21 protein-coding genes and 5 pseudogenes are annotated in these 26376 nt (G+C 36.7%); 15 read left to right on the top strand and 11 right to left on the bottom strand.

What is annotated here, in order from left to right; translation table 11 throughout:
• Window positions 1–431: 431 nt before the first annotated feature.
• A pseudogene (locus tag CWATDRAFT_RS41840) lies at window positions 432–533 on the top strand (hypothetical protein); the annotation flags it as partial.
• Between the two features lie 24 nt (window positions 534–557).
• Here CWATDRAFT_RS41840 and CWATDRAFT_RS41835 read toward each other — a convergent pair.
• A pseudogene (locus tag CWATDRAFT_RS41835) lies at window positions 558–644 on the bottom strand (S-methyl-5'-thioadenosine phosphorylase); the annotation flags it as partial.
• A gap of 87 nt (window positions 645–731) precedes the next feature.
• Here CWATDRAFT_RS41835 and CWATDRAFT_RS41390 point away from each other — a divergent pair.
• Window positions 732–835: pseudogene (locus CWATDRAFT_RS41390) on the top strand (ISAzo13-like element transposase-related protein); the annotation flags it as partial.
• A gap of 51 nt (window positions 836–886) precedes the next feature.
• A pseudogene (locus CWATDRAFT_RS33910) lies at window positions 887–1519 on the top strand (ISAzo13-like element transposase-related protein).
• Window positions 1520–1732: 213 nt separating this feature from the next.
• On the opposite strand, the gene CWATDRAFT_RS35965 reads toward CWATDRAFT_RS33910, so the two are convergent.
• On the bottom strand, window positions 1733–2422 hold the full coding sequence (locus CWATDRAFT_RS35965; RefSeq protein ID WP_232287132.1) for a sulfatase-like hydrolase/transferase: 690 nt from the start codon (window positions 2420–2422) through the stop codon (window positions 1733–1735).
• An 824-nt stretch (window positions 2423–3246) separates the two neighbouring features.
• On the opposite strand from CWATDRAFT_RS35965, the gene CWATDRAFT_RS16960 reads away from it, so the two are divergent.
• Window positions 3247–4446 carry an aminotransferase class V-fold PLP-dependent enzyme gene (locus tag CWATDRAFT_RS16960; RefSeq protein ID WP_007306176.1) on the top strand — a complete coding sequence of 400 codons (1200 nt, stop codon included), beginning with the start codon at window positions 3247–3249 and terminating at the stop codon, window positions 4444–4446.
• A gap of 48 nt (window positions 4447–4494) precedes the next feature.
• On the opposite strand, the gene CWATDRAFT_RS16955 is transcribed toward CWATDRAFT_RS16960, so the two are convergent.
• Window positions 4495–4914, bottom strand: a complete 420-nt coding sequence (locus CWATDRAFT_RS16955) for a thiol-disulfide oxidoreductase DCC family protein (RefSeq protein WP_007306172.1) — start codon at window positions 4912–4914, stop codon at window positions 4495–4497.
• 292 nt (window positions 4915–5206) lie between these two features.
• Here CWATDRAFT_RS16955 and CWATDRAFT_RS39995 point away from each other — a divergent pair, with 292 nt between their 5' ends.
• The gene (locus CWATDRAFT_RS39995) at window positions 5207–6073 is read left to right on the top strand and encodes a PEP-CTERM sorting domain-containing protein (protein ID WP_007306177.1); all 867 of its coding nucleotides are present in this window, start codon (window positions 5207–5209) and stop codon (window positions 6071–6073) included.
• 43 nt (window positions 6074–6116) lie between these two features.
• On the opposite strand, the gene CWATDRAFT_RS16945 is transcribed toward CWATDRAFT_RS39995, so the two are convergent.
• Window positions 6117–8186, bottom strand: a complete 2070-nt coding sequence (locus tag CWATDRAFT_RS16945; protein ID WP_042711715.1) for an FAD-dependent oxidoreductase — start codon at window positions 8184–8186, stop codon at window positions 6117–6119.
• A 471-nt stretch (window positions 8187–8657) separates the two neighbouring features.
• Here CWATDRAFT_RS16945 and CWATDRAFT_RS16940 point away from each other — a divergent pair, with 471 nt between their 5' ends.
• Entirely contained in the window at window positions 8658–9890 is a 1233-nt protein-coding gene (locus CWATDRAFT_RS16940) for a serine hydrolase (RefSeq protein WP_007306178.1), read from the top strand.
• A gap of 106 nt (window positions 9891–9996) precedes the next feature.
• Here the strand turns inward: CWATDRAFT_RS16940 and CWATDRAFT_RS16935 are convergent, their stop codons facing one another.
• Genes CWATDRAFT_RS16935 through CWATDRAFT_RS39990 form a run of 3 tightly spaced genes read right to left on the bottom strand, consistent with a single transcriptional unit; the run spans window position 9997 to window position 11420 of the window.
• Entirely contained in the window at window positions 9997–10425 is a 429-nt protein-coding gene (locus CWATDRAFT_RS16935) for a YraN family protein (RefSeq protein WP_007306170.1), read from the bottom strand.
• Between the two features lie 35 nt (window positions 10426–10460).
• Entirely contained in the window at window positions 10461–11114 is a 654-nt protein-coding gene (locus CWATDRAFT_RS16930) for a sulfotransferase family protein (RefSeq protein WP_007306169.1), read from the bottom strand.
• Window positions 11115–11168: 54 nt separating this feature from the next.
• Window positions 11169–11420, bottom strand: coding sequence for a sulfotransferase (locus tag CWATDRAFT_RS39990; RefSeq protein ID WP_081450976.1), 252 nt, complete (start codon window positions 11418–11420; stop codon window positions 11169–11171).
• Window positions 11421–11610: 190 nt separating this feature from the next.
• Between CWATDRAFT_RS39990 and CWATDRAFT_RS16920 the strand changes: the two genes are divergently transcribed.
• The 3 genes from CWATDRAFT_RS16920 to CWATDRAFT_RS16910 all read left to right on the top strand — a co-directional run bounded on the left by CWATDRAFT_RS16920 (window position 11611) and on the right by CWATDRAFT_RS16910 (window position 14827).
• Window positions 11611–12192: a helix-turn-helix domain-containing protein gene (locus CWATDRAFT_RS16920; RefSeq protein WP_007304206.1), complete on the top strand. Its 582-nt coding sequence runs from the start codon at window positions 11611–11613 to the stop codon at window positions 12190–12192.
• A gap of 64 nt (window positions 12193–12256) precedes the next feature.
• The gene (locus CWATDRAFT_RS16915; RefSeq protein WP_007306179.1) at window positions 12257–12898 is read left to right on the top strand and encodes a transposase; all 642 of its coding nucleotides are present in this window, start codon (window positions 12257–12259) and stop codon (window positions 12896–12898) included.
• Between the two features lie 402 nt (window positions 12899–13300).
• Window positions 13301–14827: an IS5-like element ISCwa2 family transposase gene (locus CWATDRAFT_RS16910; RefSeq protein ID WP_007306180.1), complete on the top strand. Its 1527-nt coding sequence runs from the start codon at window positions 13301–13303 to the stop codon at window positions 14825–14827.
• A gap of 774 nt (window positions 14828–15601) precedes the next feature.
• Here the strand turns inward: CWATDRAFT_RS16910 and plsY are convergent.
• From plsY to CWATDRAFT_RS16890, 3 genes are all read right to left on the bottom strand, one after another.
• Window positions 15602–16249: a glycerol-3-phosphate 1-O-acyltransferase PlsY gene (gene plsY / locus CWATDRAFT_RS16900; RefSeq protein ID WP_007306167.1), complete on the bottom strand. Its 648-nt coding sequence runs from the start codon at window positions 16247–16249 to the stop codon at window positions 15602–15604.
• 41 nt (window positions 16250–16290) lie between these two features.
• The gene (locus tag CWATDRAFT_RS16895; protein WP_007306166.1) at window positions 16291–17463 is read right to left on the bottom strand and encodes a DUF3086 domain-containing protein; all 1173 of its coding nucleotides are present in this window, start codon (window positions 17461–17463) and stop codon (window positions 16291–16293) included.
• Between the two features lie 103 nt (window positions 17464–17566).
• Window positions 17567–17980 carry a DUF3119 family protein gene (locus CWATDRAFT_RS16890; RefSeq protein WP_007306165.1) on the bottom strand — a complete coding sequence of 138 codons (414 nt, stop codon included), beginning with the start codon at window positions 17978–17980 and terminating at the stop codon, window positions 17567–17569.
• 122 nt (window positions 17981–18102) lie between these two features.
• Between CWATDRAFT_RS16890 and CWATDRAFT_RS16885 the strand changes: the two genes are divergently transcribed.
• Window positions 18103–19164 carry a glycosyltransferase family 4 protein gene (locus CWATDRAFT_RS16885; protein WP_007306181.1) on the top strand — a complete coding sequence of 354 codons (1062 nt, stop codon included), beginning with the start codon at window positions 18103–18105 and terminating at the stop codon, window positions 19162–19164.
• 69 nt (window positions 19165–19233) lie between these two features.
• On the top strand, window positions 19234–19977 hold the full coding sequence (locus tag CWATDRAFT_RS16880; RefSeq protein ID WP_007306182.1) for a class I SAM-dependent methyltransferase: 744 nt from the start codon (window positions 19234–19236) through the stop codon (window positions 19975–19977).
• A gap of 17 nt (window positions 19978–19994) precedes the next feature.
• On the opposite strand, the gene CWATDRAFT_RS16875 is transcribed toward CWATDRAFT_RS16880, so the two are convergent.
• Window positions 19995–20606, bottom strand: a complete 612-nt coding sequence (locus tag CWATDRAFT_RS16875) for a cysteine dioxygenase family protein (protein WP_007306164.1) — start codon at window positions 20604–20606, stop codon at window positions 19995–19997.
• 419 nt (window positions 20607–21025) lie between these two features.
• Here CWATDRAFT_RS16875 and CWATDRAFT_RS16870 point away from each other — a divergent pair, with 419 nt between their 5' ends.
• The 4 genes and pseudogenes from CWATDRAFT_RS16870 to CWATDRAFT_RS16850 all read left to right on the top strand — a co-directional run bounded on the left by CWATDRAFT_RS16870 (window position 21026) and on the right by CWATDRAFT_RS16850 (window position 26291).
• Window positions 21026–23044, top strand: a complete 2019-nt coding sequence (locus CWATDRAFT_RS16870) for a zinc metalloprotease HtpX (RefSeq protein ID WP_007306183.1) — start codon at window positions 21026–21028, stop codon at window positions 23042–23044.
• 204 nt (window positions 23045–23248) lie between these two features.
• The gene (locus CWATDRAFT_RS16865; protein WP_007306184.1) at window positions 23249–24148 is read left to right on the top strand and encodes a DUF7507 domain-containing protein; all 900 of its coding nucleotides are present in this window, start codon (window positions 23249–23251) and stop codon (window positions 24146–24148) included.
• Window positions 24149–24271: 123 nt separating this feature from the next.
• Window positions 24272–25760, top strand: a pseudogene (locus CWATDRAFT_RS16860) (IS1380-like element ISCwa5 family transposase).
• A 231-nt stretch (window positions 25761–25991) separates the two neighbouring features.
• The gene (locus CWATDRAFT_RS16850) at window positions 25992–26291 is read left to right on the top strand and encodes a pyruvate formate lyase family protein (protein WP_007306186.1); all 300 of its coding nucleotides are present in this window, start codon (window positions 25992–25994) and stop codon (window positions 26289–26291) included.
• Window positions 26292–26376: the final 85 nt, after the last annotated feature.

Here is a 26376-nt window from a genome sequence, read left to right as displayed (position 1 = left end):
TAGNTCTCACTCCTGCGTACCTTCCTTCCGTCGTGTTGTTACCCACACGTTTCTAGGGCAATCTTTCGGGAAGACTCCTGTGGGAAGAACCCCTTGAGAGGTCAATTACGCCTTGCGTAATTCGGGAACACGGTCCTCCCAATTTTTTGGACCACAGACTGTTCCCCGATAAAGGCTGGGGCAATGCCCCTTCCTAAGCGACCTTGGTAAGGAGCGTCGATAACGGCTAATTATGGATTCTTGGCCATTTTAAAAATAACTTCCATCAGTGAGCCTTAATTGAACCTTTACTAAAATTGGCAATCGGAATAGGGCATCTGACTGCCTCCAAGTATGTTGATTCCTCTGATAATTGGTTTAGAGAACAAAGGGTAAGTGCAGGAGAATATTTACAGGCTGTTCAGCAAATACAGATTTTTTCCCGTCAATTGGTGGTCTTTTTTGAGCATTTTGATGTCTTACTATTACCTGTTTATTTACATCAACCGATTAAAATAGGACAATGGGCGCATTTATCACCCCAAGAAACTTTAGAAAAAATAATCAATTGGATTGCTCAGACCTTGTCCAAAAAAAGTGGAAACTCGGCGATGAGTGCGATCGATATATTGATCGGGGATGACCATATCTAGGGGTTTAACCTCCTCTGGTTGGGGGCGATGTGCCAAGCAGTATTTTTTCTTATCTCTGAAACGCTTTCTTCTCCTGAATATTGGGGAAGATGGGACTGTGCTTCGACAATGGCAGATATTTTAAATCGTTTGGGCTATCGATTAAGACAAGTGGTAAAAGCTAAACCTAACACACATCTCGGAGACGGACGCTATCTTCGCAGAATATAGAGAAAAAAGATAGAAAAAAAGACCCTTCTGTGAAACGTTTAAGTATGGATTGTAAAGCAACTGTGGAAATAGGAGAATATTCACGTGGCGGACAAACTAGAGGTTATAATCAAGCTCAAGATCATGATATGGGAACTAAAGAAAAATACGTTCCTTGTGGGATTGTAGATGAAGATACAGGGTAACTTTATGTAACTTTTGGAAGTTCTTATAAAACGAGTGATTTCATGGTAGATAACTTGGAGCAATGGTGGACAAGTCTTAGTATAACTGAAAAGCAGCAACTAGAGAACATCCAAATTAAAGTTGATAATGGAGCAGAAAATAGTGAAATAAGAAGGCAATTTTTGAAGAGAATGGTAGAGTTTGCCGACCAAACTAAGAAATCTATTCAATTACTATATTTTCCTCCTTATCACAGTAAATATAATCCCATAGAAAGATGTTGGGGAATTTTAGAGAGGCATTGGAACGGAACACTTCTGAGAAAGGCTCAAACGATGTTAGCTTGGGTAAAAACTATGACATGGAAAGGCTTAAATCCGATAGTTAAGTTAAGTAAAAAAGTTTATCAAAAAGGCATTTCTTTAACGAAAAAAGAGATGAAGGAAATTGAGAAACATTTAGAACGTAATCCTCACTTACCTAAATGGGATATTTTGATTAGACCCAGTTAGTCTAAAAAGTTAATAAGAGTGTAAAATTAAGTGAATTTCCTTTTTAAAAATAGTCAAAGCTAATTTAAAAGTTAGCGTATTTCTTTCTTTTAGATAGGGAGGTTTTTGTTCGCGGAAAGTATCCGCGAACAACTTTTTATTTTTCCCTTTTCGCTTATTTGAGATGTTCTACAAACAGATTCTGAGAATGGGTGGGAAACTTTTTCTTGGAAATCACATTAGAGGTCCCGTATCACACACACGCTGGCCGTAACTATAGTGATCTTCATCGCTTTTATCGATATTGGTGACATCTTTAATATTAGGTCCTTCTTGCCAAGCTTTTCCTGTTTCGCATTTATGAGAACTACCATCAGCATAGCTATGGAGTACCCCTCTAGGCCGAAACGCATCAAAAGCAGGATAGATGTTTTCGGGTATATAATCTTCGTTTTCGGGTTCCTCTTCAGCGTTCAAGTGATAGAGGTTGCCGTAAAATTCGTCAAACCCATGATTAGTAGGCAAAAACTTATCCAAATCACCTAAATGGTTTTTTCCAAATTGACCGGTACGATACCCTAAAGGTTTCAGTAAGTCGGCTAGAGTAGGATCAGCTGTTTCCAAACCAATGGGAACACCAGGTAAACCTACTTTGGTCATACCAGTACGTATTGTGGCTTGACCACTGATAAAGGCAGCCCGACCAGCAGTACAGCTTTGTTCCCCATAGAAATCCGTGAACAAGATCCCTTCTTTGGCAAGCTTGTCGATAGAGGGGGTTCTATAACCCATCATACCGTTGTTGTAAGCACTAATGTTAAACCAGCCAATATCATCCCCCATCATCACGAGAATATTGGGGGGCTTGGATTCATCGGCAGTGGCAACACCAGTAGGTAGCCAGGGCAGTATTCCTGACAGCACAAACAACAGGGAAAGAAGCATACAAATCCCTGTTTTCATGACTTTTCGCATAAAAAAACTCCTATTGGGTTAATAAAAGGTTAAAAAGAATTAAAAGATCCTTAAAGATATTATTTTCTTTAAATAGTATCCTAAAGCTCTTTTACACTTGTAACACCATCGAAAACTGCATTTTTGTCAAGGGATATCTAGACAGATGAGTGATCTTGTTATATTTCTTTACAAAGAGGTCTTGTGTAGTTAGTAGGGTGGGCAAGAAGGAACAAGTTTGATGATAATCAAAGAATTTTCAGGGTTTGCCCACCTTAATGATGATCTATGGTGGGCAAAAGTTAACCGTTAAGTCGCCTCATCCTCTGTCTTAAGCATTTGCCCACCCTACAACTACTTGATCCTAACAAAGTAAAATGTGGTAAATATGTTCATGAATTACCGAATAATTAATAATTAATAGTTAATAGTTAATAATTAAGAGTTGATAGTCAATAATTAATTATTAATTGTTCATTATTAATTGCTGAAGCATTTGCCCACCCTACACAGTAGCTTGACTATGGTAAATATCAAAGTTTTCCTATCTTAATAATGATTATGGTGGGCAAAATTAATCGTTAAGTTGCTTCCTCCTCTTTCTTAGGCATTTGCCCACTCGACACAGGAGCTTGACGCAAAAATTGCTCGACGATCGCATCACTAATTTGATTACAAAGTTGATTTGTCGATTTCTTCAGTTTTATTGCTAAAAGTAACGATCGCTCCTACACTAAAATAAAGAGATATATTATTCTCTACTAATTTTTTAGCTAATTTCGATTAATTACCCCATGATTTATCCCCAAGCTTTTCTTTCTGAAGTCCAACAACAAAGACAAGAGTTTCCTGGACTAATTAATAAAGTATATTTTAACTTTGGGGGACAAGGTACTTTACCTCGTTCCGGGTTAGAGGCCATTATTGACGCTCATAATTTTCTCCAACAACAAGGACCTTTTTCCCTAAAAGTTAATGATTGGATTACCCAAAAAGTAGAGTTATTAAGACAAGATATTGCTCAAGAGTTAGGGGTTGAAGCATCCACTATTACTCTAACAGAAAATGTTACTGCTGGCTGTAATATTGCCCTTTGGGGAATTGATTGGCAAGAGGGCGATCGCATTTTAATTACTGATTGTGAACATCCTGGAATCATTGCTACAGTACAAGAAATAGCTAAAAGATTTGGGGTAGAAATTGATATTTGTCCTATCCTGAATACCCTAAATGAAGGTGATCCAGTTGAGGTTATTAAACATCATTTAAAACCCGAAACAAAACTCTTGGTTTTAAGTCATTTATTATGGAATACAGGACAGATTTTACCGTTACAAGAAATTAGTAATATTTGTCATAATTATTCTGGGAGCGGTCGCCCTATTTTAGTATTAGCTGATGCTGCGCAATCTGCTGGTTCTTTACCTTTAAATTTAGCAGAAACTGGGGTCGATTTTTATGCCTTTACCGGTCATAAATGGTTCTGTGGCCCTGCTGGAGTTGGCGCACTTTATATTCGTCCAGAAATTTTTAACCTATTGAATCCTACTTTTATTGGTTGGCGAGGTATTAATATTGATGAAAAAGGTCAACCTATTGATTTTAAAAATAATGGAGAAAAGTTTGAAGTTGCCACATCATCCTATCCTCAATATGAAGGTTTAAGGGCAGCTATTTCTGTTCATAATCACTGGGGAAATGCTGAAAAACGTTATCAACAAATTTGTCAATTAAGTGAATACTTGTGGCAAGATTTATCAAAAATCTCTGCTATTAATTGTTTAAAAAAATCACCCCCAAAATCTGGTTTAGTTTCGTTTACAGTTGATAGTAGTATGAGCCATAAAAGCATAGTTAACAAGTTAGAGAAGCAGGGATTTTTATTAAGAACACTTCGTGATCCAGACTGTATTCGTGCCTGTGTTCATTACTTTACTTTGCCGGATGAAATTGAACAACTAATTAAAGCTATTTCTTTGATAGTTTCTCAATAAAAGGAACACAAGTATCCTGCCTGTAACAACTTTCTAAGTCGTGCTATTTTACGAAATAGAACAATTATCGCTTTCATGACAACCAAAAGGATAAGGAGACTGATAAGTATTGTCTCTTTTTCCAAACCAATTATAACGGTTATCTCTCACTTGTTCATAAGTTTTATCCCCTAACCATTTCATTCCTGGTAAAGCACGATAAGCAATAATAAATGCTTGTCCTAAAGGCAATAAATTAACAATTTCTTCTGCTGCATCACTCCCTTGCCAACGTTTTTTTGAATCATTACTATCGATTAAAATCATCCCCATTTCACAATCTTCTGAGGTAATACTAAACTGTTGTAATGTTCCTTGATCTTGCATTGGTATATAATCAAAGATATTTCCTTGATCAAAGCGTGATAAAAGTTGGGTAAACGTTGCACAAAGATTACAGTTTCCGTCGTAAATAATATGATAAACCATGATATATTAAAACAATTTTCTTATAGCTTAACACATTTTTAGTGAACAGTTATGAGTTATCGTTTAGTTTATTAATGGCTTCTTCTTGCTTGTCAAGCTGGAGTCATACTAAAGGATAACTAAATTTTCTGGTGAATATCCTTGTTATTTTTCATGAAAGCTAACATAGTTTTCATGTATAACTTCATGTATATTTTCGCTAAAATAATAATTTTATGACAAACAAAAAAATATCTATAGCACTACGCATTATGATTAGAAAATTGATAGAACAAATAAACATTGTAGGCCGATGCACTGCCCACCTTACAGTAATGTCCCAGCTAATTTTTATAGCTATAATAATAATCGATTTGCTCTTGACTTTACCTCTACCTATCTGTATATTAAAGGCGTAATAAAAATTCAAGTAAATTTAACTATGAAAAAGCTAACGTTTTCCGCATTATTATCAACTTTAGCAATTGGGTTTATAACAACCTCAGCACAAGCTACAAGCGTTACTATTTTCAGTGAAGATTTTGAAGATGGTGTAGGGACAGGATTTTCTGGTGCAGGATCAGTACAAGGATCTCAAGGATATTCTAACTTTGGATTTGGTGGTCGATTTCTACGCAATGTTAGAGCAGGAAACCCAGCACCTAGCACTAGACTAACATTAACAGACTTGCCAAGTCATACCAGCATTGATATCAACTTCTTATTAGCTATTATTGATTCTTGGGATGGGAATCACCCTACTTTCGGTCCCGACTTCTTCAATGTTAAAGTTGATGGAGTCTCTATTTTTTCAGAAACTTTTGATCAATGGAATCGACCTAAAACTTATACTTCTGTACATAATATATTAACTTCCCGCACTAATTTAGGTTTTACTGGACGATTCCCTGATAGAGCCTATGATATGGCATTAGAAGAGGCTTTTCAGGGAATCGCTCATACTTCTGATACCTTAACCATTGAGTGGTTTGTTAGTGGTACTGGTTCGTTAGGTAATTTGAGTGAATCATACGATGAATCATTTGCCATTGATAATGTGGAAGTTGTCCTCAATGGAGTTGTTCCTGAACCCTTAACTATTTTAGGTGCAGGAACTGCCATTGGTTTTGGTGCTGCCTTCAAACGTACACTTGCTAAAAAAAAAGTCGATAAAGGTTAAAAAAGGTGGGCAGTGCATCGGCCTACGGCTTAATGACTACAGGTTAACGACGCACACTAAACATCATTTCACGAGGAAAAGTAGTCGGATTACCATTACGTTCTAACCGTCGACGTAATTCTAGTAATTTAGCTTCTTGTTGGGGTAAATTATCCACTAATTGATAGGGCAAAATCCCTTGTTCCATGGAAAAACTAGCCAAGGTTCCAGCGGCAGCACCCACGGACCATTCAAACCCATGCACCCGATAAGCAGCAGCAGCAATGTTACTGGTGGCAATACTTTTGCCCGAGACAATTAAATTATCGACTTTTTGAGGAATTAACGCTCTTAAGGGTATTTGTGCCGGATGCGCCCCAGCATGAGCCACTCGAACCCCTTGCCGTTCACGGTTTCCACGTTTTTCTGGGGGAGATAAGGTCATACAAGGATGAAAATCGATCATATACTGGGCAACCCCCACGGAGTCAGGATAAACAGTGGCATGAGTACGCCGAGTAACCATATAAGACGGGCGATCGTTCGGGGTTACAAACTTTGATTCTAAATTAGCAATGGTTGACCACACCAACTGATACATGGGACGGGGTAAGGAAGTCCGATAAAAATCTCCCCAATAATCTTTAGTAGAAATATCAATCTCGTTGATGGCAAAACCTTGAGGATGATCGTAAGAAGGTCTCCCAATAATGCGTCTTCCCTCACGAATATAGGGGTATTTTGATAACCCGTGAGCGGTTCCCATGGGGGAATCTAACCCTTGTAAAAAGCGATGATTGGGTGCTGGATGTTTGGTTCCATACCCTAAACGAGAGTCTGTCCTCCCGGCAACCAACCAATAGTAATACCCTTCAGAGAGTTCTTCCCCTTTACGCAGAGCATCTGTACGAAGTCCCCCTTTCCAACCCCCAGGTTCCAGTTGTCCCGTTTCTTCTAGTTGTCTACGACTATAAACCAGGTTATCTTGAGAGGTTCCCGGACGGTAATCATTGCCCCAGATCCAGTTTTGCATGGAAATGTCCCCAGGTTGGGGTTTTTGAACCCTCATTGGGCCTACTCTCACTGACTCTGCTGGTTTGGGAGTCCAGATCCGTCGATAGGTAAAAACAACATCAAAATAGGCTAAACGGCGATCTGTATCGTAACCGTAGTAGGGTTCGTACTGTTCGTAAAAGGAGGGTTTTGTCTGAGGTTGAGGGTTTGCTGTCCTTTCCATAGCAAAGGGATAGGTAAACCCTTGAACACAGTAGTTATCGCCTTTTTCCGTGGGAGAAGAGGGGTTAAGATGGTCACGGGGGTCCAGTCCTAAACGGTAGGGAATGTCCGCTAAAGCGATGATTTCCCCTGTTTCTGTGGCTTCTATTACAAACCAGTCGTTAGGATTGCCATTTTTAGACTTAGATTCAAAACGAATTACTTTCTTATTAAATCTTTGCGAGTTTTCGTAGCTATAAGCGTCTTCAATGGTTTTGGAAAGGGGTTCTTTATCGAGGTGACCGGTTCCAGGTTTGGGACTGTGTTGAATAGCGATCGCACTTTTTATTAACTTCCCATCTTCACTTAATTCTATGTCTTTAATTACCGTGGAAGGAAACCATTTTAACTGCCCTCTTCCTTGTTGTTGAGCATCGTTTAATTGTTGAGACAATAACTGATGACCATGATAGGGAATAAAACAACTTTCACTCACCCAACACTCTCCAGGGTTTTGTCGATTGTAGAGACGAGCAATATTATTTCTTAACAGATTATATCCTCTGGGAAAATGTTGTTGCGATCGCTGTTGTTTTCCCTCGTCTAAGGCTGAGGTTCCCTGTGAAGAAATTTGTCCCCCTACCCAATCGGTAATCTCCGTTAAACAAACGGTTTTTCCTGCTAATAAACCCTCATAAGCTGCTGCTGAGCCAGCTAAACCAGCACCCACGATCAACATATCACAATTGACAGTTTCTTCTGGTTTTCGGGAATTAGCTAAAACCGGAACAGTAGATTGTAAAGCAATAATTCCTAAGGAAAAAGCGGTTAAAATGCGTTTTAAGGCTTGGATATTATGGGGTAATTTTTTTGACAATAATTTCCCCGAGTTCTCGTGATCTCTCCTCAGTCTTTCCATCATTTGTATTGAGTGTGTGAGTGTAGTAAGTTAGATGATTAACTATTGTGAAGATAAATGGCTAATCATGTATTTTTCTTGCCTTTTGTTCTTTTAGTCTAGGGAAAATTTTGCTTAAGATAGCCATAATTTAAGTCTTTTTTCATATTTACAGAAAATCATCTTATTCCTTGACAATTATCTTTAGTTTGTCAATGGTTTCCATAAATATTTATTGATTTTAGTATTTCTTAATTGATTAAAATTACTTCTTTCTATACAATAACTTTACTAATAAAAAACTCATTGAATTCATAATTTTTTGCGCCATTAGTTACCCACTATAAGCACCAGGGCAAAAATAAACGTTACAGTGAAGAAGAGTTCCTTCTAGGCAGGAGCTATGCGGCTAACTGACACGATGCAACTCTAGGAGGTTTTTTGCGTCTCAAGTGGTAATTGAGATCAATGAAATATTAATAAGTTGAAATTATGCCGCGTCCAACTTCTCCTACTACCTCTCCTCAAGCAAAAAAAAGCGCACCTCGTCGGGTGAATAATAATCAAAGACAAACTCGTATCGTTTCAGGGAAAGGAAAAAATAGTAAAAAACAACTATCGAGAGAAAAAACCGTTAGTCAACCAAAAAAACCTCGCCCTTACCCTTCAAAACGTTCTCCTAACCTATTAATTCAATGTTTCTTGTATGTTTTGCGTATTGGTGTTATGGGGGTTGGAATTGGGGCGATCGCAGGAACAACCCTAACCATCATTAATCCTCAAGATATTTTGGCCGCTTATACCAAAGCTTCTCAACTCATTAAAACTTCCTCAGAAGAAAAATCAGAAAAATCAGAAAAACCAGAAAAACCAGAAAAATTAACCCCGAAGACTTCTGCAAGCGTTCCTGTTAGTAAAGAATTAACAGGACTCCAAGAAAAAATACAAAAAATTGATGCTAAATACCCCAATGTTAAACCTCAAGCTTGGTTTATTGACTTAGATAATGGATCTTATGTTACTTACAATGGAACTCAACCAGTTCCTGCTGCTAGTACCATCAAAATACCTGTTTTAGTTGCTTTCTTTGAAGAGGTTGATAAAGGGAATATTCATCTAGATCAAATGCTAACCATGACCAAAGACGTTATGGTTAGTGGCTCAGGGGATATGCAATATATGGGAATAAACAAGAAATTTACGGCACTAGAAGTTGCCAGAAAAATGATTGTTATTAGTGATAATACCGCTACAGAAATGTTAGTTAAACAGATGGGAGGGAAAGAAGTTCTTAATAAAAGGTTCAAAGAATGGGGCATGAAAAATACTGAAATAAACAATATTTTACCTGAGTTAGAAGGAACTAATAAAACCAGTTCTGAGGATTTAAGTAAACTTTTAGCTAGGATAGAAAGGGGTGATTTAATTAGTGCGAGATCCCGAGATCGCCTCATTGATATTATGGAAGGAACCCGCACCCGAACTTTACTGCCTCAAGGGTTAGAAAAACAAGCCAACATTGCCCATAAAACAGGGGATATCGGGACGATTATTGGGGATGCTGGTATTATTGATATGCCCACAGGAAAACGTTATATTGGAGCCGTTTTTGCCGAAAGAGCTTATAATGATGTGGCAGGCCGTCATCTAATTCAAGATATTTCTAGAACCGTCTATCAACACTTTAAACATTATCAACCTCGTCCCGTTCCTCAACCAATTTAAAAAACAGTTGAAAGTCAACCCCAACCCGAAGAACAACCCAACGATCAATAATGGAAAATGGATAGTGGATAATGGATAATGGATAATTATTCCGTAGAATAGGAAACTAAAAAGCAGCTTCAATATAATCCAATAAAGTTAGCTGATAGTTTCCCCATTGAATAGGTTGACCTATTTTAATGACAGAATAACTGTTTTTAGAAAAATTATGATTAGCAGGTTGATGATGAACTAAAGCCACATCAAAACGACAAAAAAAGTTAGAAAACTGGGAGTATTCACCTAAAAAATAATCGGCTGTTTGCCTTATTTTTGCTTGTTTTTGAGGGGTCACAGCTAAAATGCCATCTTGATTCCAGTTTCTAGTTTTCCTTGTTTTAACTTCAACAAAAATAACTATGTTAATGTCAAGCTGTTGGGCAATTAAATCAATTTCACCCCAAGGCGATCTCCAACGCTCGTGTAAAATCTGCCAACCTTGGGAAGTTAACCATTGAGCCACAAATTGTTCACCAATTTTGCCAATAGAAATCATGAAGTTACGGTAGGATAAGAAAGGATTAGAGTATTCTATTTCAGATAACGCTTTGTTATTTCCTGCGTTTTTAATTTAACTTTCTTATTCCAGGCTTTTATATTAAGTTTTCTTGAAATATATTCAGCTAAAAATAAACTTAGTCCAAAACGTTCAACACGAAACTTAACTTTAAACCACCAATCCTGTAATTTTAGATTTCTTCTCATTGAAGCAGTTAGTTGAAGAGATGGTAAGCCACTTAATTCATATCCTCTAGATACTAGTAAATCAGATGCTCTAGACTCTACTAATCTAATTTCCTCTTCAGATAATTTTTTTCTCCACTGTTGAATTAACTTTGGATCAGGTTTACTGTACGTTGTGTCTTGGTCATAGTTTAACATTGCCTTATCGTACTCTAGACCTATGAACTGGCAAATTTCAGTTAAAACCTCTGCTGGTTGAGTAATTAGATCTTCATAATTTACTTCTGTATACTGATCTGCTGATATTTTGGGCTTAAGTTCATTCCATAAAGATTCAGCTTCTAGCCATCTTTCCACACCAGTCCAGACATTACCAGACCATCCCATCCCTATACAGGAACGAGCTACATCCCTACCATCACGAATTAAATGAATAAACCGTGCATTTGGCCAAATCTTTAATAATCTATCAAAATGGCGATGAACAGTGGCACCAATCAATTCTTTTTTATCTCTTTGTTTTTGTTGAAGTAAAAAACTATTAACAAGTTGGACCTAATCAAAATTTTGATTTATTTCAAAGTTTCTGGCTTGAAAGATACGATGAGTTTCTAGCCATTCATAATATTGGTCCAAATTGGGAAGTTTTCCGTCATCGGTTACCTGATCAACTACATATTCAAATTCTTGACACCAAGAAAGCTGTGGATGATGAGAAAGCATTAATCTAAGCAGGGTGGTTCCTGAGCGTTCAGCACCAACTAGAAACATAGGTTTTTTAACAAACGATCGATGATCACTGAGCATAATTTGCCTTAAAATAAAACTGGTATAAAATCGAAGCAAAATTAAATATCAATTTATGGTTTTTAGGTAAGAGATAGGTTGAGATTTTCTCAAGGTTATCTGTGGTTTTGTCACCATAAATCCCGCTAGTGCAGCTTGGCGAAAGTAATCCACCAGATTTTTACAGAAACTTTCGTGACTAGCCACGACAATGTGTTTCAATGAAACTAACGGAAGAATCTCGAAGTTGATGTCCATGATAAAAGCATTGCCAATTAACCTCTCCAACCTACAGAAAACAGTACTCCAACAAATAGTGAGAGGGACAACAAACCCCTATCGCCTTGTTAGACGAGCCAAGCTAATCTTAGCCGCAGCATCAGGAGAGAGCAATAGTTCGATTAGTCGAAGATTAGAATTAGACCTAGTACAAGTGCGTCAGTGGCGATCGCGATGGTTTGAGGAGAGAGAAAAACTGAGTGCCGCCGAAGAACAACAGGTAACGGAGAAAGCATTAATGGTCTTGATCAAAGGAATTTTAAGCGATCGCCCAAGACCTGGAACAACAAAATCCTTTACGGTCGAACAAGTAGTCCAGATTGTAGAGATCGCTTGTGAAGAATGTGAAAAATCAGACAGACCAGTGAGCCATTGGACACCTTCAGAGTTGGCGGATGAAGCCATAAAAAGAGGAATTGTCGAAAAGATTTCCCCCCGTAGTGTGGGGCGTTTTTTAAAAAGAAGCGACATTACAACCACATCTCATTCGTTACTGGTTAAATGCCAAAATTGATGATCCCTTAAAATTTAAAAAGCAAGTCAAATATATCTGTGAACTTCATCAAGAAGCTAAAACTTTGTTAGAACAAGGAATTCATTTAATTAGTACAGATGAAATGACAGGGATTCAAGCTCTTGAGAGATTATTTCCGAACAAAAGAATCAAGCCTAAACAAGTAGAAAAAATCGAATTTGAATATGAAAGACACGGAACTTTAAGCTTGATTGCGAACTGGGATGTGGCAAGAGGAAAAGTCGTTAGTCCCTCTATTGGACCGACAAGAACAGAACAAGATTTTTCTGAACATATCCAGAGAACGATTAAGATTGATGAAAAAGCAGAATGGATTTTTATTGTAGATCAACTCAACACTCATAAATCGGAAAGCTTAGTCAAATTAGTAGCAGAAAGCTGTAGAATTACTATTGATTTGGGGAGAAAAGGAAAGGAGGGGATTTTGCAATCTATGGACAGCAGAGCAGATTTTTTATCAGATGAATCTCATCGAATTCGCTTTGTTTATATTCCCAAACATACATCGTGGCTTAATCAAATTGAGTGTTGGTTTTCGATCTTAGTCAGGCGTTTACTCAAAAGAATTACTGTCCGTTCAACTGAAGAACTATCCCAAAAAATTCTCAATTTTATTGATTACTTTAATCAACATTTTGCTAAGCCGTTCGTTTGGAAACTTAAGGGCTTTAAAGATCATAAGTGACTGGTGGATTATTTTTGCTAAGCTGCACTAGTGAGAAATAACATTGGAAAATCTTAGCTCTCATCTGATTACTTCCATTCCAAATAGTAAAGAATCTACTCAATACACCTAAATCTTGTTGACTTAAAATTAAAACTAATGAAGTGACAAAAGCTAGAACAATTGAAAGAATTATAGATGTGTTAAATCTAACTTTAAGATTATTAATAAATTCAAATCTAACATTATGATTTAAGAAATAAATTATTAAAATCAGGTTTACTATAGGGTTTGCTGAATAAAAGCAAAACCCTATTCTTTAAAAGGTTACACCCATATTCGCGATCGCAAAAAAGATCAGCTTTGTCGGCTACAAACCGCTATAATTGATAGAAACACCTCCCAGTTGTTGGTCAAGAACAAATGTATCGAAAAGAGGAGCAACCTTTACCGCCCCCAGAAAAATTTGAATTACCTTTCGAGGGCAAATTGTCCCCCAATAATCGTTGGGTAATCATGGCAGAGTTGATACCTTGGGATGATTTTGAGGAAGAATATGCTAAACTTTTTTCAGCAGAAAAAGGTGCGCCAGCCAAACTATTTAGAATGGCATTAGGGACATTAATTATTAAGGGAAAATTAGGAACAAGTGATAGAGAAACTATAGAACAGATTAAAGAAAATCCCTATCTACAATACTTTATAGGTTTAAATTGTTATCAACAAGAGCCACCACTGGAATCTTCAATGCTAGTTCATTTTAGGAAAAGAATTGATGGAGAATTGATAAACAAAATCAATAAAAAAATAGTAAAAAGAGAAATAGACAAGAGTGATAAAGAAGTAAAAAAAAAGGATTGTCTCCAAGAAAAAGGAGAAAAAATAAAAAATAAAGGTAAACTAATTTTAGATGCGACTTGTGCGCCAGCAGACATCAAATACCCAACGGATTTAGGCATATTAAATCAAGCCAGAATTGAGACAGAAAGAATAATAGATAATCTTTATAAACCATTAAGAGTAAAATTGAGAAAAAAGCCGAGAACTTCTAGAATAATTGCTAGAAAGGAATACTTAAAAGTAGCTAAAAAACGAAAAGTATCTTATCAAGAAAGAAGAAAAGCTATCGGGAAACAGTTAAAATACCTTAAGAAAAATTTAGGAAATATAGAAGACTTAATTCAAGCTGGGGCTTCCCTGGAAAATCTGAGTAAAAGACAGAAAAATTGTCTAGAGACTATCAAAAAAGTTTATGAACAACAACAGTCAATGTGGGAGAATAAGACCCAGAGTGTTCCTCAAAGAATTGTAAGTTTAACTCAACCGCATATTCGTCCAATAGTGAGGGGAAAAGCAGGAAAACCAATAGAGTTTGGAGCTAAACTCTCAGTAAGCTGTGTAGATAACTATGTGTTTCTAGAAAAAATAAGTTGGGAAAACTTCAATGAATCTTGTCATTTAAAAGAACAAGTAGAAAAGTATAAAGAAACGTTTGGCTATTATCCCGAATCCGTCCATGTAGATAAAATTTATCGAACTAGGGAAAACAGAAATTGGTGTAAGGAAAGAGGGATAAGAATCAGTGGTCCGAAGTTAGGAAGACCTCCGAAAAATGTCAGTGAAGAAGAAAAGAAACAAGCCCACTCCGATGAATGCTTCCGTAATGCTATTGAGGGAAAGTTTGGACAAGCTAAACGAAGATTTAGCCTAAATCTCGTGATGACAAAACTCCCTGAAACCTCCATTACATCTATTGCTATTACATTTTTAGTTGTCAATCTTTGTAAACTTCTGAGGCAGTTTTTGTCGCTTTTTTTGTCCTTATTTACTAATAATAGAACAGGGGAACTCATCAAACCGCCTTTCATTAATTTTGATTATACTTTAAACAATTTTTATGTACTAAAACTTATTGATTTGTCAGAAAATCCTTGGTCAAAAGTGGCATAAATTTTGGAGAAACTTTTTCAGCAAACCCTACTATAGTTGCTAACAATGCGCTTCTTGAGCCAGAAGTAAGAAGCATAAGAAATGCTAAAACTAATGATAGCGAGAGTAAAAATAACGAGAAGCCAGTCAAAAAATGACCTCTTTTTTTAAACAATTCATGTAGTCCATAACACAGAACAATAGGAATACAGATGGAAACGTAGAACCCTAACCAGTTAGGATTTATAAATCCCATGCTAATCCTAGAATTTAGACTAAAATCTTGGAAATGGATAAGGAAGACTATGATAGGACTAAGACTGAACACATAGAAAACTCTTTTGACCTGTACTAAACTGACTCTATTAAACTTTAAGGCAAGAAGGGAGATAATTACCATTAAATAGTCATAGTTGCTAACTGGATTTCCATACTGTGGGTAAATGAGTTTAGAATGTTTATTAACAAATATTTCTACTACAAAAGATATAAAAAGTGCAACAAAAAAGATATAAAAAATCTTTTTATTTATTGTATTTTTATTAGAAGATACGTTAAATTTTAACATGCTTCTGATAATAAAAAACCAAAAACAAGCCACTGCAATTGATACAGAAAATGGGAAAATTATCATTGAAGCAGAAAGTAATAAAACATCAACATTTAATATATAATTTTATACAAAACTATATATTAAATGTTGATATTGACTCTTGGTCAAAAAAGTCATCAGCTTTTACTCCAATAAAAACAAAGTATTTAGATATTTTGAGATAATCTCTAATTCAGAAATAATCAACTTCCTTCTCGTTGTAATTTTTGTCCAATTCTAGGTTCAGTTCCGGCGAAAATACGTATAATATTCGTCCGATGACGAAAAGTAACATAAACCCCGGCAGTTACCCCAAATAAGCAATAAGGCAAAGGTTGATTTAGCCCGAACATGAGAATATTAACGGCAATAACTCCAGTAATAGAACTTAAGGAGACGATCCGAGATAAAGCTAACATCACTAAAAAGCTGCCCAACGTACCTAAAGCGACAATGGGGTTAAGAACCAATAACACCCCTAAACTAGAGGCCACAGATTTTCCTCCAGTGAAATTAAGAAAAATAGACTTACTGTGACCAAAAATAGCAGCGATCGCCGCCAAAACCACTAACCAAGATTTCCATTCCAAGGGTAGAAGATCAGCAAATGGCAGCAAAAACCATAATTTAACGGCAGAAACAGCTAACATGGCTTTACCTAAATCTCCCATCAAGACAAATATCGCTGCACGTTTGCCAACAGTCCGTAAAATATTGGTGGCACCGGTAGACCCCGAACCATGTTCACGGATATCGATGCCTTCAAGATAAAATGCGGTCAAGTATCCTGTGGGAATTGAACCCAGTAAATAGCCGAGAAAAATCAGTAGTGCGCTAATCAAAAAAGCCATAAGTCATGAGTAAAATTGAATTTGATGAAAATTTTGCTTGCTTAATAGAGATAACTGCTCATTTGCTCTGGATCTGGGGCAAAAGCCAACCACAAGGGAAATTGTAGTAAGGAAAGGCTAATTTGTTCTTCTGCCTCATCGATGATAACAAGAGGTAGAAAATCCTCCTCTACTAATCTTTCTGCTTTTTGAACCAAAGCATTTGGAGATTCAAAGAGAACCACCCCTCTTTCTGGTCCAAAATCACCACGAGAAATCCCTAAGCAGTCTTGGAGTCCTCTTCGCCATTCTCCTAGTCTTTCTGGGGTGTTGGCCAAAATTAGAAAACGAGTGCGATCGCCGTGCAGTTCATTTAAAATAGAAATGACAGCAGAAGCCACTAAAATATTTTGTAAACGACTGCCCATGGACTTAACTGTACCCCTTCCCCCTTGAGAGAAAAACCATTTCTGGACTCTTTCGGTGTGGATAGGTTCAAAGGTTCGACGTAACTGCCAGGGGGGTCCGTAGTAGTCAGGATTTTTGCGATACTGCTCTAAAATTTGCTGAATTTTACGGGTTTGTTCTGCAAACTCTTGGGGTGCAAATTGAGCATTTGAGCCACTCACTGAAGGAGAGTTGACTGGTTCTGAGGGTTGTTCCCAACTCTGTTGGCTTGGTAAGTCTAACTGTTCGGCCGCTGCTGCGAGATCCTGTAGACTCCCCACCAGATAATCCTTAAATCCTTGTACACGGATAGCCAAGTCTTGAGAGATTCCAGCAAAATTGGTTTTCATTTCCTCTCGAATTCGATCTCGACGACGTTCTAATTGTTCTACAGATAGTTCTAGGGTTTGTTTTTTTTGCTGAAGTTCCTTGAGTCCTTCAACAATCATTTTTTCCAGAGTTTCTTCTACAGTCTGGGTCTTTTCTGAGATTTTTTGAGCTTTAGTGACTTCTAATGATTCTATTTCAGCTATTAATCCTTGTTTCTGTTGTTTTAATATCTCAACCTCTTGAGTCAGTTCCTCAATAGTATTTTCTAAATCTACAGATTTAGATGACTCCTCAGTCAGATATAGTAGTTGATCTGATGGGTCAAGCAGTGGATTGTCCCCTTCTATATCGGGAATGTTTAAGGGTTCTAATCCTTCTATTTCCTCAATAAAAGTGTTCTCTTGAGGAGTATCAGGGGTAAGATCGGGGTTAGAAGATTGGGGAACGTCTGAGGTCATGGATTTAGATTTAAGTACAGAGTTCAATATTCGAGATTCTAATCTGTTTTTTGATTATTAGCTATTGACTATTTCTAGAGAGATTTTATCCTTGAGTTGGTGGTTATTTCAACCCATCGGCTTTGATTTGCTCAAGGGGACAAAACCGCTCTAAACAATTGGTAAGTGTTTGGGGGTCAAATATAATAGGTAGAAAATGAATGCTTTTTACTTCTTTAAAATAAAATAAAGTCGGTACAGGTTGCCAGAAAATTTCCCAGTTTTGCCACTCACTATAGGGAAAACTACGGAGACATTTATCAGAGCGATACACTTCTAAGCTGGTTGGGGTAAATTTTAAGCGAATGGTAACGGTTTGTAGCAGAAGGAATAAACCTAGTAGTGCTACGGGAAGACTAGCCCAAGGTTGTATGATGAAAATTGCGATCGCCATCAGCACTAGGATAACGGGAATTTTGTAGCTTGGAGCTAGTTCTATGGTTTGCCGGTTTTGATTGAGAGGGTTTACAGAAGTCATAGTCAGGGCAAAAATCTGTATTGAGTAGAACAATTATGGGACAATGGGAAAAAGGATAGATTATCGACAAATTAGCTTTTAGGATAACATCTATCCTTCAATTTATGTTTTTTTGAGAGTCAATGCTGAAGTTGTTATTTTTGTCAACCCCTGTTGGACCTTTAGGATCGGGGATCGGCGGAGGGGTTGAGCTAACTTTGCTTAACCTAGGCCAAGAAATGAGTCAACGGGGACATCAAGTAACTATTGTCGCGCCCGAAAGTTCAAAGGTTGATCATATTTCTTGTAAACAAATTTCAGGAACTTGTCAAGAAATGGCCCAACATAATCATCGGGATACACCGATTATTTTACCCGAAAATTCCGTTTTAGCTAATATGTGGGACTATGCTAGAAGGGTACAAGATGAGTATGATTTAATCGTTAATTTCGCTTTTGATTGGTTACCTTTTTATCTTACTCCTTTTTTTGCGACTCCTATTGTTCATCTTATCAGTATGGGTTCTATGACGGATGCTCTGGATGAGATTATGAACCGAGTTGCTAAAAATTATCCCAATACAATTGGAGTTCATAGTCATGCTCAAGCGGCAACTTTTCCTTTTAATAATATTTGTCGTGTTGTTGGAAATGGGTTAAATTTATCTTTATATAATTATTGTCATACCCCTGAAAACTATTTAGCTTGGGTGGGAAGAATTACCCCAGAAAAAGCCTTAGAAGATGCCATAGAAGCAGCAGCAATTGTTAATATTCCTCTGAAAATTTTTGGTAAGATTACAGATGAGCAATACTGGGAAAATATTCGTCAAAATCATCCTAATGCCCCCTATCAATACGAAGGATTTTTTAATACCATAGAATTGCAGGAAAAATTAGGTAAATGTCAGGCTTTGTTGATGACTCCGAGATGGGTAGAAGCGTTTGGAAATGTAGCTATTGAGGCATTAGCTTGTGGTGTTCCTGTTATTGCTTATCAACGGGGTGGCCCAGCAGAAATTGTGCAAGATGAAAGAACAGGATTTTTGGTTGAACCTGATAGTATTTCTGGGTTGGTTGATGCTATCGATCATATTGATAAAATTGAGAGGAAACAATGTCGCCAACAAGCTGAAACAGAATATTCTCTAAAAGTATTAGGCGATCGCTTTGAAACTTGGTTTTATGAGTTACTTAACAAATAGGCTCAAAAAGGCACATGAAATAGTATAATCAGGAATTGTTTATTATTCAACAAAGGAGCAGAATTGATTATGAATTTATTGGCTACCCCCACTTTCTTAAAAACTCATTGGGATAATTCATTTGACTTAAAAAATCATCTACAAGGGTTTCTAAACCTTGAAAAAGAAGTCTTAGAAAATGCTCTGATAACCAGTCAAGAAGAATTAGCCCAATTAGGAAAAAATGATTTTGATTGGGAAAAAGCAACACAATTTTATCGTGATAAGGTAGGGGATTTACATTTATTCGAGTTAGCAGCCTGGCACCTAAATAGTTCAGATTATATTAGAGATACATTACGTCTTATTTCTGATAATGTCAGAGGGAAAGTATTAGATTTTGGAGGAGGTATTGGAACTCATTCTATTGCTGCTGCACTTTCTCCTGAAGTAGAACAAGTTATTTATTGTGATATTAATCCCAGAAACCTAGACTTTGTTCAATATCGAATTAATCAATTAGGACTAACAGACAAAGTAACTTGTTGTTCTACAGTAAATAAAATAGAATTCTTTGACACTATAATTTGTTTTGATGTTCTAGAACATTTATCCGATCCTAGTCAACAATTGTTACTATTTAAGAAAATGCTTGCACCTCAAGGAAAGCTTATTATTAATTGGTATTTTTTCAAAGGGTTCAATCAAGAATATCCCTTTCATATCGATGATACTGATATTGTGGAGCATTTTTTTAAAACCCTTCAACATGATTTTTTAGAAGTTTTTCACCCTTATTTTATTACCAGTCGTTGTTATCGTAAAATGCAATAAGAGGTTAAGACAATAAATCAAAAATTTCGTGCTGTCCCTGAAGTGATATCAAACTCGAATCTATTCTCAAAATCCGTTACCCCATATAGATTCAAGCTAATGGTTGGCTCATTTCCTAAAGCTTCTATTTGATGAATAGCTGAGGGGAGAAAACAGATCATATCGCCCGTATTTAAGATTTGTTCCCCTACCTTTTCAATTTTATCAGGTGAGTTAGGTTGTGGGTTCCGTCGCCAAAAAGTATTTTTTTCTTGACCACTTAACAACGTAACTAAACCCCAACAACCATGATTATGAATTCTGGAAACAGTTCCTGAAGCCCACGCTACTAATTGTATAGTTATGGGAAAATAAGGTTCATCATAGAGTGTCATAATATCCCAGCCGGTTTCAGGATTAGGTGTGAGCATGGATAATAATAACCAAGGAGAATCATCTAATAATTGCCTAACTAAAGGGACAATTTTCCGTAAACGGAGATAGTCATCATCGATAGTTTCTAAAATATCTTCTAAGTCTGTCAAGACACGATAGAGACGATAGGGAGAAGATCGTTCTTTTTCAGAAGCGATCGTTTCAAAAATGTGGCACTGTCCCTTGTTTTCTACTAACAGATTTTGATTATCCATTGTCAAAATTCCTAACTTTAAGATAATTATTTGATTGTAGGATATAAAAGAATTTATAAAATTAATAAGAGATGAAAAAATAATGAGTTTTCTCTAAGGGTTTAGCTCTGCCAAGTCAACCCACCCCTAACCCCTCCGATGGAGGGAAATAGGAGGGGAAGCTAAAAAACTTAGACTAAGTTGTCAATTATTAGGTAAAAATTGGGTACTTATAGGATGTGACATACTTCTGCTGTTAGGCAAGAAGCTTCCTGCGCTGAACGTGCCATCACTGGTCTTACCTATTCATGTCTCCCAAGGCGTGAATTTCGGGATGCCCTCCCGTATCCTTCTACACTAGCATATTACGTCCTTTAGGACGGGGTTTTAGACCCTTGATTTTTCGATAAACACCGTCATCAACTCTTCAAAGGCAAACCATGTCAACAGATTTACTCAATAAGGGACTACAAGCCTTACAACAACAGCAATACTCCGAAGCTGTGAGTCTGTTAGGTAACTTTTGTCAGCATTATCCCGATCGCAACTCTGATTTCTATGTTCAAGGGTTAATTGCTCTAGCCAGGGCTTATCGGGGTAACGGACAACAGGAGAAAGCTATTACCCTAGCCCAAACCCTACAAAAGCATTCTAATCGAGAAATTCAACAATGGGCTAAGAGCTTTTTATCCATCGTTAATCAAGATGAGATCAATAGCAGTGGACATAGTAAAGAGCCTGAGTTTAATAAAATAGCAGGGAGAGCCGAGCAAACAGGTGTCAGGTTAATGATGCCAAAAGTCGCTGATAACCTGGCTTTTGCCTCTACTTTTACCATTACTCTCTTGTTGGGTATGGTGTTGTCTCTATGTTTAGGAGTGTTTTTAATCTCAGGTGGAGAAAACCCCCTATTAGGATTAATGATCTCTGTAGCTGTTACCCTGGTGTTTAATGGGGTGACATTTTTCCTGTCTCCTGTGATCATGGACTCTACCCAAAAATTGCTTTATCAGACTCGTTGGGTTAATTTAGCCGAAATTAAGCGTCGTAGTCCCGAAGCTGCTGAGATGATTTTACGGGTGTGTCGAGAAAGACAATTAGTCCATCCCCGTTTAGGTATTATTGATGACCAAAACCCCACCGCCTTCACCTATGGTTCCCTCCCCGGAAATGCTCGTATCGTGGTTAGTCAAGGGTTATTTACTTATTTAGACGATGATGAAATTGCTACGGTTTACGCCCATGAATTAGGTCATATTGTCCATTGGGACTTTGCTATCATGACCTTAGCATCTACCTTGGTACAGATTACTTACTTAATCTATTTATTTGCTCGTCGCTGGAGTCATAGGGGCAATAGTGATAATAAATTAAAAGATGGCTTAAAAGTTGCTTCGATTGCTGCTTATTTCTTTTATATTATTGGTACTTATTTAATGCTTTATTTATCCCGAACTCGGGAATATTCTGCGGATCATTTTGCTGCTGAGGTGACGGGAAATCCTAACGGTTTATCACGGGCTTTGGTTAAAATAGCATACGGAATTACAGAAGAATTAACTAACAATTCAGAACCTAGTCAGGTATTAGAAGGAACTCGGGCTTTAGGCATTTGTGATGCCAAAGGGGCTGCTACTACTGGGACAATCTATGGCAGTAGTGCCGAGGTGCAACGGTTAGGAAAAGTTTTTGTCTGGGACTTATTTAATCCTTGGGCTAAATTGGCTGAATTTAATTCAACTCATCCTTTAACAGGGAAAAGAATTCAAGCTTTGTCTACTTATGCAGAACAAATGGGTATCGGTTCTCAGTTTAATATGGCTAGTGTTATTAAAGAGGGAAACAAACTCAATAAACAAAAGTTGCTGAATAACTTTTTTGGAGAATTAATTATTAGTAATAGTCATATTATTGGTGGTATTTTGGGCTTTATATTCGGGTTGACATTAACAATATTTTTGAATAATACTGGCTTGTTAATTAGTTCTATTGCTTGGGGATTTGGGGGCGGATTTATTCTGAAAACTCTTCTACTTTATCCTGATTTTAAGAAAGCTCAATTCTCTGATATCCTGACTCTAATGTGTGACCCCTATGGTAGTCCTGTTAGGGGGAAAGCTGTTCAACTAAAAGGGACATTAATCGGTAGAGGAGACGCTGGTTATAGTTTTGGTTCTGATCTGAAATTACAAGACCAAACAGGGATGATTTTTACTCGTTATACTTCTCGTTTTGGTGCGATCGGTAACTTCTTTTTTGGGGCAAATCAAGTAGAAAGTTTAATCGGAACTCCTGTGGGAACTGTTGGTTGGTTTCGTCGGGGAGTTGCTCCCTGGTTTGATTTTATGGAGTTATATGGTAAAGAAAAAAATGTCAAAAGCTATCCTCGTTTTTCTGGATTAATCACAGGTTTTGGGATTATTATTTTGGGGATTGTTTTCACATTAAGAGTGTTCTAAGATATAAAAGTTAATAAATTTATTATTAAAAATACGTAAATAAAAACCCTATTTTTAAAAACTTAGTAGATTTTACTTAGTTACTTTTTCTGAATTTATCTAGTTTGTGATTAGGAACACTAATAATGTTTTTTCTAATCACTCTTTTCGAGAATTACTTAAAATATAATCGAAATTGTCATAGAATTCTAAGTAGTAATATATATGAGTAACTCACCTAATTTAAACAACTTAACATTTACCTTAACAGGTTCGAGTAATACAACAGATACTTATGGCAATGTGCTTTCCTTTAGTGAGGGAGATGTTACTGCTAACGTCAGAGGCTTTAGCAGTAATAAAAATGGAGGGAACTGGAAAACCGCTTATGTAGCATCTTTTAGTAGTGGTTTAGGAATTACCAACCGTAATGAAACTGATTCTCAGCATTACGTAGATAATAGCCATAGCCTTGATTATCTCGTTTTTGAATTTGATAGTAATGTCACCCTTAATAGAGCCTTTCTAGATTATGTGGGGGATGATAGTGATATCTCCGTTTGGGTGGGAAATGGAGATGGAGTTGATTTCTCCAATGGTAGTTTTCTTAATAGTTTCGTTAAAGAAAATAACTTTACCAACCATGGAGGCGATCGCTGGGCTGAATTTGACAATAATGAGTTAACAGGAAATGTTATTGTTATCTCGGCTTACACGGGTGGCAGTAATGATTCATTTAAGCTCAGAAAACTGGATGTTTCTGTTGTCGATGAAGACACTTCTGGAGGAAACCCACCTATCCAAACAGATCCAGGCATTGATATTGAAAAGTTTATCAACGATATTGATGTTACTGATATTAATAACCTACCTGAGATTGCAGCCGGAGAAGATGTCACCTTTTCCTACACAGTTACTAATACAGGTAATGTTGACTTCTCTGCTCAGGAAATCATGGTTACTGACGACAATGGAACAGTGGGTGATAGCAGTGATGACTTTAACCCCATACTCGATACCTCCACAGATATTGGTTCCGATGGTATTCTCAGTGCCGGTGAAACTTGGACTTACTATTCTGCCACAGAAGCAGCCCAAGACTTAACCCGAATTAGACAAAGATGAAAAGATAAATCAATCACTCATTTTTCCAAAAAAATTATTAATAAAATCTCTAATAGTACTAGATTGTTAGAATAAAATATGCTATAATTTAATTATTAAAGCAATTTACCTTAAACTGATTTAATGAGTCCCAGTCATCCCCGAACCCCTCGTCAAGTAATCAACTTTAGCAAACAGAAAGGAAAAGAAATAATCGCTAATTTTGATGGGGGACTAATCACTTCAGATGCGGGGATTGTCTGGATAGCTGAGTTGGATAAAAAACTGGGAATTACCGAGAAGTTTGGTAACTGTTTTCAAGATCATCGTCATCAATCTTATGTAGATCATTCCGTTCATGAGTTATTAGCACAAAGGCTTTATGGAATTATTTTAGGCTATGAAGATGTCAATGACCATGATAAATTACGTCACGATCCTGCCCTTAAGATCGCTTTAGAAAAGCTTAATGAACTTGAAGATAAAAAGGGATGGTTAGCTGGAAAAAGTACAATTAATAGATTGGAATATTGTCCTGAGACTATTCTCGACCAAAAAACGAGTCGTTATCATAAAATAGAACCCAACTTTGAAGCCATTGAAAAATCTTTTGTCGAATTTTTTTTAGAGTCTTATAAAAAACCTCCCTTAAGTATTATATTAGATATGGATGTCACGGATGACCAAGTACATGGTAATCAAGAAGGGGCATTTTTTAATAGTTATTATCACGGAGTATGTTATGCTCCTTTATATATTTTCTGTGGGCATCATTTATTAGTGGCTAAACTTCGTTCATCTAATGTAGATCCAGCCGATGGAGCCTTAGACGAATTACAAAGAATTATCGGACTAATTAGAGAAAAATGGTCAGAGACTCATATCCTAGTTAGGGGTGATAGTGCCTATGCCCGTGAAGAAATCTTCTATTTTTGTGAAAATCAGCCTTTAGTTGATTATGTTATAGCTATGGGAACAAATGGCGTTCTTAAGTTACGAGCGGATGATGTAATTGAAAAAGCCAAACATGAATATGAAAAAAAACTAGCTCCAATAACTGAATTAATGTATAGTTTATTTCAGAAAAAAGAAGATTTAGAAGAAGTTAAAAAATTAGTACCAATTTCTACTTGGTATCGCTCTATTCGTTATAAAACAGAAAAGTCATGGAGTTGTCAAAGAAGAGTAGTGACAAAAGTTTGTTATGGAAGTGATGGCTTAAAAATGCGCCATGTGGTGACATCTTTGCCCGCTTCAAAAATTCCACCCTCAAAACTTTATACAAAAAAATACTGTCCGAGAGGCGAGATGGAAAATCGGATTAAAGAACAACAATTAGACTTGTTAGCTCATAGAACTTCAACTCAAACATTTCAAAGTAATCAACTAAGATTATGGATACATTCATTCCTGGGCTTATGTTCTCATAAATGCTTTTCGTCAACACTGTTTAAAAAAAACTTCATTGGCTAAAGCAACTGTGGGAAGAATACGTCTAAATCTTCTTAAGTTGGGAGCCAGAATAAAGATTAGTTGTAGAAGAATTATTATCGCTATAGCTAGTGCTTGTCCTTATCAAGATATTTTGTCTATTGCTAACAAAAGAATTAAAACTATTCCTAATACTGGATAAGTAGAATAAGTTGTTTTTTAAAAAAGATATCTATCATAAGTTGTTGACTGACTGATACTTTCATTTAGTCTTATTTATCGTGGAGAAAATCAAAAGTTAATATAATTATTCCCTCTTAAACTCAATTTTTGGATAATCAAAGTCAATTTTTTTATTCATCTATATTCAAAATTTCTATTAGTCCTAAAAATTATCATTTTTCATCTCTGGATTGGGCTTTCAAATTAATTTGTGAGAAATCCGGGATTAGCGGTTGACTACGAAGTGGAGGAAGATTATCCCAAATTTGGTAATAATGACGAACGGGCAGACACCATTACTGCCAAGGTTTTGAGCGATTTTATGAACAATATCCGCAAAAACAAAACCTATCGTCAGGCAACCCTACTCAGTCCATTTAACCATCACTTCCAACGTGGTATATGGGAAAAAGACTGTATAACGGATGGCGTAAAGCAGAAACTTGCTCTGGTGCAACCCATGCCGGACGAATACAAGGTGCTACTTCTATGGTTCTATGCGAATACCTAGATAACGCTAAAGATGGATTTCCTATATTCTCTATTGTGCGAAGCATGGTATATGACGTGCAGACATATTAGTGGAAGTAGACGGG

The organism is Crocosphaera watsonii WH 8501, assembly GCF_000167195.1.
In the GTDB taxonomy this organism is placed as follows: domain Bacteria; phylum Cyanobacteriota; class Cyanobacteriia; order Cyanobacteriales; family Microcystaceae; genus Crocosphaera; species Crocosphaera watsonii.
This window is presented reverse-complemented; position numbering and strand designations above follow the sequence as displayed.